Origin of the sequence: Kitasatospora sp. NPDC096147 (assembly GCF_044763225.1) — a bacterium.
In the GTDB taxonomy this organism is placed as follows: domain Bacteria; phylum Actinomycetota; class Actinomycetes; order Streptomycetales; family Streptomycetaceae; genus Kitasatospora.
This window is the reverse complement of record NZ_JBIWFX010000022.1, coordinates 98,784-107,555: the sequence shown is the minus strand read 5'-3', so window position 1 is coordinate 107,555 and position 8,772 is coordinate 98,784. Positions and strand designations below refer to the sequence as shown.

The following is an 8,772-nucleotide window of genomic DNA, read 5'->3' as shown; positions in this document are numbered from 1 at the left end:
CACGGGCCGGTGTCCACCACGATGTAGGAGGAGTCGACGTCCTCGGTGTGCTTGTCGATCTTGCCGATGTGACCGTCCGTGGCCTCGACCCGGTAGCCGGACAGGTCGGTACCCGCCACGTAGCCGCCGGCCCCCTCGTAGCCCCACAGTCCGCTGGTCATCACTGCCTCCTCGGTGGTTCGTCGGTGCTCTGACGCCGAGTCGGCTACCCCGATGTCCGGAATGCACGCCTCCGTATCGGGGGTCCGTCGCCGGCGGGGGATCACCGTCCGGCACGCCGGCCCCGGGGCGGGCGCGGATCAGCGGTCGGCGCTGCGCAGCGTCTCCTTGACCTTGGCGATGGCGAAGCCCCAGCCCTGCTCGACGGTCGGCTTCGCCGGGACGGCGAGCTCCTGAGGGTTCGTCAGGACGTCGAGCAGGACCGGCCCCGGGGTCTCGAAGGCCCGCCGGACGCCCTCCTCCAGCCCCCCGGGGCCGGTGACCCGGATGCCGGTCAGCCCGAGTGCGGTGGCGACCGCCGCGAAGTCCGGGTTGTCCAGCTCGGTGCCGAACTCCGGGAGCCCGGCCTGCTCCTGCTCCAGCTTCACCATGCCGAGCCGGCGGTTGTCGAAGACGACCAGCTTGACCGGCAGCCCGTAGGTCTTGATCGTCATCAGGTCGCCCAGCAGCATGCTCAGGCCGCCGTCCCCGCAGAACGCGACCACCTGCCGTTCCGGATCGAGGAGTTGGGCGCCGAGGGCCTGCGGCATGGCGTTCGCCATCGAGCCGAGGTTGAACGAGCCCAGCAGCGAGCGCCCGCCCCGCATCTCGACGAAGCGCGACAGCCAGACCGTCGCCATCCCGGTGTCGGCGGTGAAGACCGCGTCCTCGCTCGCGCAGGCGTCGACGGCGGCGGCCAGCGCCTCCGGGCGGACGTCGCCGCCCCGGTTGTCGAAGGCGCTGCGCAGCCTGCCGAGCAGGCGGTGGTCGTGCTGGGGGTCGGCCAGCCGCCGCTGCTCGGCCCGCCAGTCCTCGTGGCGCTTGCGGGCGTCGTCCAGGTGCGCGCGGTCGGCCACCGGGGTCAGGTGCGGCAGCAGGGCTCGCAGGGTGGCGCCGACGTCCCCGACCAGACCGAGGTCGAGCGGGGTGCGGCGGCCGAGGTGACGCTCCCTCAGGTCGAGCTGGACGACCTTGCAGTCGGTCGGGTACCAGTCCCGGTAGGGGAAGTCGGTGCCGAGCATCAGCAGGGTGTCGCAGGAGTCCAGCGCGTGGGCGGCCGCCGCGTTGCCGATCAGCCCGGTCTGGCCGACCTGGTACGGGTTGTCGCCCTCGAAGCCCTCCTTGGCCTTCAGGGTGAGCACCATCGGCGCCGAGAGCCGCTCCGCGAGTTCCAGCACCTCGGCGCGCGCGCCGCGGGCGCCCCGTCCGACCAGCAGGGTCACCCGTTCACCCGCGTTCACCAGCTCCGCCGCCGCGCGCAGGTCCTCGTCGGCCGGCCGGGTCACCGCACGGGCGGCCGGGATGCGGACCGGCCGGTCGTCCGGGACCTCCTGGTCGCCGAGGTCGCCCGGGACGGTGAGCACCGCGACGCCGCCCTCGCCGACGGCCGCCCGGACGACGGTCTCCAGCAGGCGGGGCAGCTGCGCGGGGGAGGTGACGGTGGCCCGGAAGAGCGCGACGTCCCGGAACAGCAGGTCGTTGTCGACCTCCTGGAAGTAGTCGCTGCCCAGCTCCGCGAGCGGCACCTGACCGGTGATGGCGAGCAGCGGGGTGCCGCTCTTGGCCGCGTCGTACAGGCCGTTCAGCAGGTGGACGGAGCCGGGGCCGACGGTGCCCGCGCAGACGCCGAGGGTGCCGGAGAGCTGGGACTGCGCACCGGCCGCGAAGGCCGCCGCCTCCTCGTGGCGGCAGCCGACCCAGTCGATGCCCTCGGTGGTGCGGATGGCGTCGGTCAGCGGGTTGAGGGCGTCGCCGACCACCCCGAAGACGTGGCGCACCTCCAACTCGGCGAGGGTGTCGACGATCAGCTGGGCGACGGTGCGGGCCACGGGGGTGCCTCCTGGAGGTCGGGGGATCGGACGGCGAAGCTGTCGGGGTCGGCGGCGTGCCAGTCGGCCGCCCACTCCTCGGGCGGGTCGGTGGTGAGCACGCCGGGGGCGAGCGGGGGATGGAGCTCGGCGTAGGAGCGGATGTCCTGGCCGTCCACCCGGCGGTGGAGCAGGTGCGGCCCGAGCCGTGACGGGTCGTCGACGCCCATCGCCGCCATGATCTGCAGCGCGCTCTTCACCGTCGCCTCCTGGTAGCGGCGGACCCGCTCGGCCTTGTCGGGGACGTGCAGCGCGCGGGCCCGGCGCGGGTCCTGGGTGGCGACGCCGACCGGGCAGGTGTTGGTGTGGCAGCGCTGGGCCTGGATGCAGCCGAGGGCGAACATCATGGCCCGGGCCGCGTTGGTGAAGTCGGCGCCCTGCACCAGCCGCTTCACCAGGTCGCTGCCGGTGGCCACCTTGCCGCTGGCGCCGATCCGGAGCCGGTCCCGCAGGCCGGCGCCGATCAGGGCGTGGTGGACCGTCAGGAGGCCCTCGGTGAGCGGCAGTCCGACGTGGTCGGCGAACTCCAGCGGTGCCGCTCCGGTGCCGCCCTCGGCGCCGTCCACCACGATGAAGTCGGGAGTCACGCCCTCCTCCAGCATCGCCTTGCAGACGGCGAGGAACTCGCGGCGGGAGCCGACGCAGAGCTTGAACCCGACCGGCTTGCCGCCGGCCAGCTCCCGCATCCGGGCCAGGAAGCGGACCAGCTCCCGGGGCGTGGCGAAGACCCGGTGGTAGGGCGGCGAGATCACCGTCTCGCCCTGCGGGACGCCGCGCACCTCGGCGATCTCGGCGTTGACCTTGGCGCCCGGCAGTACCCCGCCGATCCCGGGCTTGGCTCCCTGACTGAGCTTCAGCGAGACGCACTTCACCTGTGGGTGCGCCGCCTTCTCGGCGAACTGCTCCGGGTCGAAGCCGCCGTCCGGCGTCCGGCAGCCGAAGTAGCCGGTGCCGATCTCCCAGACCAGGTCGCCGCCGGGGCGCAGGTGGTACGCGGAGAGCCCGCCCTCGCCGGTGTCGTGGGCGAAGCCGCCGTGGGCGGCGCCGGTGTTCAGGGCGAGGATCGCGTGGGCGGAGAGCGAGCCGAAGCTCATCGCGGAGACGTTCAGCAGCGCCATGTCGTAGGGCTGCGTGCAGTCCGGGCCGCCGATCCGGACCCGGGGCGCCTCGGTGGGGACGGGCACGGGAGCCATCGAGGGGATGAGGAACTCGCGACCGGGCTCGTACACGTCGAGCTCGGTGCCGAACGGCTCCTCGGCGTCGGTGCCCTTGGCCCGCTGGTAGACGATGCTGCGGACGTCCCGGTCGAACGGCCGGCCTTCGAGGTTGCGCTCGACGAAGTACTGCTGCACCTCGGGCCGGATGGCCTCGAAGGCGAACCGCAGGTGGCCGAGCACGGGGTAGTTCCGGAGCACGGAGTGTTGCCGTTGCAGCACGTCCCGCACCGCCAGCACGGCCAGCGCGAGCAGCGGACCGGCCGCCACCCACCACCACGGCGACCGGGCCAAGGCCAGTACCGCGGCTGCCGCCGCCATGATCACGGACAGACCGACCCAGAGGAATCTCAGCACGGTAGGGCGTCTAACCCGGCCGGCCCGGCCCAACCCCCGCCGCCGCCGCCGGAGGTGCTGGAGCAGCAGATCAGGGGCCCAGGTGCAGGCATGGGGAGACGGCGGACGGGCCGAGGCCGTGCTCGCTGCGGACGGGCACCGCTCAGCCCGGGCCGGTCGGGCCCGTCGGCTGCCACTCGATCATCATGATCGTGGCGTCGTCGGTGAGCTTGGCGTCCTGCTGCTCCAGCAGGGCGTGGATCAGCCGCCGCAGCGCCTCGGGGGCGGGCTCCCCGGCGGCGGTCGCGCGGATGATGAACTGGGTGAACCGCTCCAGCCCGAAGAGCTCCCGGTCGGTGCCCTTGGCCTCGACGATGCCGTCGGTGTAGATCAGCAGCCGGTCCCCGGGTTCGAGCGAGGTGGTGTGCACCGTGCGGGGCGCGCCGAGCTCCACGGCGAGCCCGAGCGGTACCTCGGGCGTCGTCACCAGGGCGTCGGGCACCACCTCCTCGTCGCGGATCAGCAGCGGGGCGGGGTGTCCGCAGTTGGCCCAGTGCACCGTGCCCGTCGAGAGGTTGAGGCGGAGGAACACGCCGGTGGCGAACCGGTCGGGCAGCCACCCGGCGAGGGCCTCGTCGATGGTGCGCACCAGGTCGGGGAGGTCCGCGCCGTTGCGCCGCGCGTTGCGGCAGGCCGCCAGGGCGACGGCCGCCGTCAGTCCGGAGGCGAGGTCGTGGCCCATCGCGTCCAGCACCGCCGCGTGCAGCACGCCCGCCGACAGCGAGTGGTCGAAGGCGTCCCCGCCGAGGTCGTACGCGGGCTCCAGCACGGCGGTGGAGACCGCCTGCCCGGTGGCCACGGTGCGCACCGGCAGGAAGGCCCGGAGCATCTCGGCCGGCAGGCTCATGGTGTCGGCCCGGGTGCCCCGGGCGTAGCTGTCGCTGCTGTCCCGCTTCGAGGTGATCACCATGGCGACCACCGCCGCGATCAGCCGGCAGCGGCGCAGCGCCTCGCGGTCCAGCGCCTGCGCGTGCACGCCCAGCACGCCGAGCCGCTCCGCGCCGTCGACCAGCGGGAACCAGCTGCGCAGTCCGGTGTCGCTGTCCTCGCCGACCCGCAGCGTCCCGGTCCGGAAGGCCCAGCCGGCCATCGTGCCCTCGATCGGCAGGGCGGTGCCGCCGCCCACGGGGAGCAGCAGGTGCTGCTGGATGTCGGCCAGGTAGACCGTGCTGGCGCCGATGCCGGTGCTCTGGGTGTACCGCTGGGCGATCGCCGCCACGTCGAGCGGATCCGTGGTGCGGCCGGTGGTGAGGAACTCCTCCAGGAGCTGCTCGCCGAGGTTGAGGGGTGGGGTCCGCTGCTCTGCCATGCCCCCACTCGAACCCACGGCGCCGCAGCACGACGCCCGGCGTGGCCGGGCCCGTCCCGGGTTCACCCGTCCGGGGGCCGGGGTCGGGGCGCTCGTAGCCTGGACGCGACCGCGCGTGCCGGCGTCCGGAGGCGGTCGCGGATCCGGTCGGAGTGCTGGGTGGGGACGGACGTGCCGAGGGGGTCGAAGTCGTAGCCGACCGAGCCTTTGCGCACGTGCAGGTGGCCGCCGATCGAGGCCTGGTCGTACAGGGCGACGGCGCCCACCGCTGCCACCGGTGTGCCGGGCTCGGTGGGCCGGCTGACCTCGTCGGGCAGCAGCACGATGAAGACGCTGCGGTCCTCGGCGGCGCTCGTGCAGCTGTACTGCGTGAGACCGGGCCGACCCTCGGGAACGCGTCGTCTCCGGGCCACCCTCATCGATTCGGGCACCGAGGCGTCGACCTCCCGACCCGTCGCGGGGCGAACAAGGCTACCGGGGAAGCAGGGTGACGGGGCGTCAGACGCCTGCGGCTGGCGGTCGGTCCAGTGCGCGACGCCGGAGGACTCCACGGGTACGGGCGCGAACGTCGTCAACGGCAGCCGAGGGCTGCGGCGGGGGCGCCGTAGGGGGTGTCCTTCCGGGCGGTCAGGTGCGCGTGCCCGGGCGATCGTCTCCGCCGAGGGCGGGGCGGCCGTCCGAACAGGTGAATCCGCCGGGGGAGGGCAGTCCGCCGTCCCGGGGGCGGCGAAGTCGGGGTGTGCGCGGCTTCGGCGTGAGGGCGCGCACGGGGCGGGGCTCCGGGTCGTCGGGATCGGGGAGCCCCGCCGTTCACGGCTCGAGCCGTGTCAGGCGGTGGTCAGAGGCCGAGGATGCCCAGGCCCAGCAGACCGTAGCGGCCGTGCCCCCACTGGTGGTGGTCGTGGCCCCACTGGCCCTGCCCGTCGTGCCCGTTCCAGTCGTTGGCGGCGTAGTAGGTGGTGCTCTCGCTGTAGCTCACGTGGCTGGTGGAGGCCTGGACCTCGTGGTTGTAGAACTGCTCGGAGCCCCGGGTGTCGGCGAAGGCCGAACCGGCGGCCGGCACGGCGAGGACACCGGCGGCGAGCGCGGTGGTGGCGACGACACGGGCGATGCGCTTGTTCATGTCGAGTCACTTTCGTTGTGGGGGCGGTCAGTTCCGCCCTCGCCGCCGACGCTAGGCCTGCCGTCCGTGCCCCGCCCGGTCACTGCGCCACCTGGCCGCACGGCGGGCGACGGCCAAGGCGGAGGTCACTTCGCCGCTGTTCGGCCGCCGGTGGAGTGGCGGGCCCGGGCCGCCACCCACGGGATGCTCCGCCCCGTACGGGCAGCCAGTTCGGCGAGCGTGACACCCTCCGCGCGGCGCACCTTGAGCCACGCCCCGATGTCGTCCGTGCCGACCCGACGTGCCGCCGCCAGGTCGTTGAGTGCGACCCGGGCGCGGCGGCCGGCCGACGAGTTCGCACCGACCGGCCGAACCGGCACCGCCCAGTCGACGAGCAGCCGCCGCATCTGCTCGTGCCCCACCCCGAGGGTCCGGGCGGTCGCCTCCAGACTGAGACCCGCGCCGGCGTACAGCGCCCACACCGCCGCCCCGACGTGTGCGTAGCCCAATGCGCAGACCCGCGCCTCCAGCCGCAGCGCCGCCCTGGCGGCCTGGGTCCGGCGGCCGTCGGCGAGCCGCTCGGCCTGCTCCCGGACCAGCTCGGCGCAGTCACCGCGCTCGGCCGCCGCCCTGCGTGCCTGCCGGGTCAACTCCCCGTCGCGCGCCATCGCCTGACCCACCATCAGCCCCTCGCGCACCCGGGGCGTGGACTCGAAGGCGGCCCGCTGCGCCGTCGAGCGGCTCCGGCTGGTGTCCCTGGAGCTCAGCGCCCGGGTGCGCAGCAGGCCGAACTCGTCGCGGTACTCGGCGGCCGTCATGCCGTGTGCCCTCACGTGGGACCCCAGCGCACGGAACCCGCGTCCGCAGACGTGACAGATCACCAGATCGGCGCCCTCGTCCCGCTCCAGCCGTCCGAACCGGGCGGCGGCGGCCGAGGGCTCGCGGGGCACGGCGTTCACGACCGATCCTTCCGGCCGGCACCCGGCGATGCACGGCGTCTGCGACGGCTTGTTTCCGGCGCGGCGTGGTCGTGCCCGGACCGATCCCGAAGACGCACACCTCGTTCTTATTGCACACTATGTGCAACTGCCTTATATGAGCAGAAAGGCGCGGCCGTGCCGGATTCACCCGCTGTGCCGGGCATCGAGTCGTCCTGCCACGAGACCGGCGCCGGACTCGACCTGGACGGGGCCCCCGCGCCGAAATCCCCGACCGCATCCAAGCCCTGACACAGCGTCTGAAGGCAGCCGACCAGGAGGCCGAGCGGCTGCGCCGCCAGGCCGTGACGCAGCGCGCCGCCCAGGCCGCGCCCGCCGCCGAGGACATCGGCGGCGTTCTTTTGGCCCGGCTCGGTGATGGCGGGGAGCCGGGCGAGGCACGGCAACTGGCCCAGGCGGTGCGCGAGCGGCTCCCCGCGGGACGGCCGGGAGTGGTGGCGGTCACCGGCACCGGTGCCAAGGGTGGCCAGTTGGTCGTCACCGTCAACGACGCGGCCCGCCGGGTGGGTCTGTCGGCCGCCGACCTGGTCCGCGAGCTGCCCGGAGGCCGGGGCGGCGGTACCGCCGACACCGCCCAAGGCGGCGGTCTCGACCCCGCCCGGCTCACCCAGGCCCTCGACCGCCTCCCGGCCCACCTCGCCGACCGCCCCTGAGTCTCAACTCCTCTGACCTGCAACCGGGGTGGTGCGGCGGCCCCGAACCCACCCGCACCACCCCGGCCCGTCTGCCGAGGCCGGCCGGAACGCCACCTCACTCCGCCCGTTCGCGGCCGGTCGGACGTGGCGGTCACGCGTCGAGGACGCCGACGGCGTGGGCGATGACGAGCAGGGTGGTGATGAGGGCGGAGACGCTCTCGACGCTCATCAGCGCCTTCGCCCTGGTGGAGAGGGGCATGGTGTCGGTGGGGCTGAAGGCGGTGGAGTTGGTGACCGACACGTAGAGGTAGTCCATCAGGGTGGGCACCCAGTCGCTCCTGCGCGCGGAGCCGTCGGCGACCTCCTCGACGGCGTCGTCGTTCTCGTCCTGGGAGAACCGGAAGTCGGCCAGCGGCAGGTCGCAGCGGTCAGCCTGGGTCCGGACGACCGGGCCGCCGCGGTCCAGCTCCCAGAACGCCAGGCCGAAGATGATGATGTTGGTGGCCCAGACCTGGAGCGCGGCGAGCAGCAGCGGGCCGCCGTTGGTGGCCTGCCGGGTGACCATGGCGTGCACGAGCAGCCCGAGCGAGGCCAGGTTGCTGAGGCCGATCACGGCGACCAGGAGCAGCGACAGCGTGCGGGAGAGCCGGTTCTGACGGGTCATGCGGCGCGGGTTCACCGCGATCAGCGGGATCAGCAGCACGAGTTCCAGGGCGGGGAGCACGAACCGGGGCCCCAGCAGCAGTCGCTCCGGCAGGGCCACGTAGAGCAGGATCGCCACCAGCGTCGCCAGCACGGCCGGCAGCCGGGCCTCGCCCCGGCGCTCGTGCCGGGGGAAGCGTTCGCTGGCCTTCACCCGGTGTTCCGGCGTGGTCCGGTCCGACTCCATCAGGGTGCCTCCCTCCTCTTCTGCACGGCTGCCCCGGCGGCTGCCCGGCCTGGGGCGTTCCACTCCTGCCGGTCGACCGGTCAGCAGCCGGGGGAGCGGCGAGTCCGTTCAGGGGCGAGGGGACCTGCCGGGAACGCGTACTCCGGACTCGCGGTCGGCCGGG

General features: G+C 74.0%; 8 protein-coding genes and 2 pseudogenes. 1 reads left to right on the top strand and 9 read right to left on the bottom strand.

From position 1 onward, the window contains the following. The 8 genes and pseudogenes from ACIRBX_RS36735 to ACIRBX_RS36700 all read right to left on the bottom strand — a co-directional run. Positions 1-161 (bottom strand): annotated as a pseudogene (locus ACIRBX_RS36735) (PRC-barrel domain containing protein); the annotation flags it as partial. 138 nt (positions 162-299) lie between these two features. Beyond that, a complete protein-coding gene (locus ACIRBX_RS36730; RefSeq protein WP_402304421.1) occupies positions 300-2,027 on the bottom strand; it encodes a thiamine pyrophosphate-dependent enzyme in 1,728 nt (575 codons plus the stop codon). Then, a complete protein-coding gene (locus ACIRBX_RS36725; RefSeq protein WP_402304441.1) occupies positions 2,003-3,601 on the bottom strand; it encodes an FMN-binding glutamate synthase family protein in 1,599 nt (532 codons plus the stop codon). Before ACIRBX_RS36725 ends, ACIRBX_RS36730 begins: the two co-directional genes overlap by 25 nt. Positions 3,602-3,779: 178 nt before the next feature. Then, positions 3,780-4,985 (bottom strand): PP2C family protein-serine/threonine phosphatase, encoded by a 1,206-nt coding sequence (locus ACIRBX_RS36720; protein WP_402304418.1) that lies wholly within the window; start codon positions 4,983-4,985, stop codon positions 3,780-3,782. Between the two features lie 62 nt (positions 4,986-5,047). Beyond that, entirely contained in the window at positions 5,048-5,308 is a 261-nt protein-coding gene (locus tag ACIRBX_RS36715; RefSeq protein ID WP_402304416.1) for a hypothetical protein, read from the bottom strand. Positions 5,309-5,483: 175 nt separating this feature from the next. Beyond that, positions 5,484-5,573: pseudogene (locus tag ACIRBX_RS36710) on the bottom strand (hypothetical protein); the annotation flags it as partial. Between the two features lie 250 nt (positions 5,574-5,823). Then, positions 5,824-6,108: a hypothetical protein gene (locus ACIRBX_RS36705; RefSeq protein WP_402304413.1), complete on the bottom strand. Its 285-nt coding sequence runs from the start codon at positions 6,106-6,108 to the stop codon at positions 5,824-5,826. Between the two features lie 125 nt (positions 6,109-6,233). After that, on the bottom strand, positions 6,234-7,046 hold the full coding sequence (locus ACIRBX_RS36700; RefSeq protein WP_402304410.1) for a MucR family transcriptional regulator: 813 nt from the start codon (positions 7,044-7,046) through the stop codon (positions 6,234-6,236). Between the two features lie 194 nt (positions 7,047-7,240). Here ACIRBX_RS36700 and ACIRBX_RS36695 point away from each other — a divergent pair, with 194 nt between their 5' ends. Then, positions 7,241-7,738, top strand: coding sequence for a DHHA1 domain-containing protein (locus tag ACIRBX_RS36695; protein ID WP_402304438.1), 498 nt, complete (start codon positions 7,241-7,243; stop codon positions 7,736-7,738). A gap of 133 nt (positions 7,739-7,871) precedes the next feature. Here ACIRBX_RS36695 and ACIRBX_RS36690 read toward each other — a convergent pair whose 3' ends face one another. Further along, positions 7,872-8,609, bottom strand: a complete 738-nt coding sequence (locus tag ACIRBX_RS36690) for a hypothetical protein (RefSeq protein WP_402304407.1) — start codon at positions 8,607-8,609, stop codon at positions 7,872-7,874. Positions 8,610-8,772: the final 163 nt, after the last annotated feature.

Bases quoted from the DNA above. Each gene is read 5' to 3' on its own strand.
- ACIRBX_RS36720 (WP_402304418.1), bottom strand. From the start codon at position 4,985: ATGGCAGAGCAGCGGACCCCACCCCTCAACCTCGGCGAGCAGCTCCTG.
- ACIRBX_RS36690 (WP_402304407.1), bottom strand. From the start codon at position 8,609: ATGGAGTCGGACCGGACCACGCCGGAACACCGGGTGAAGGCCAGCGAA.
- ACIRBX_RS36725 (WP_402304441.1), bottom strand. From the start codon at position 3,601: ATGGCGGCGGCAGCCGCGGTACTGGCCTTGGCCCGGTCGCCGTGGTGG.
- ACIRBX_RS36705 (WP_402304413.1), bottom strand. From the start codon at position 6,108: ATGAACAAGCGCATCGCCCGTGTCGTCGCCACCACCGCGCTCGCCGCC.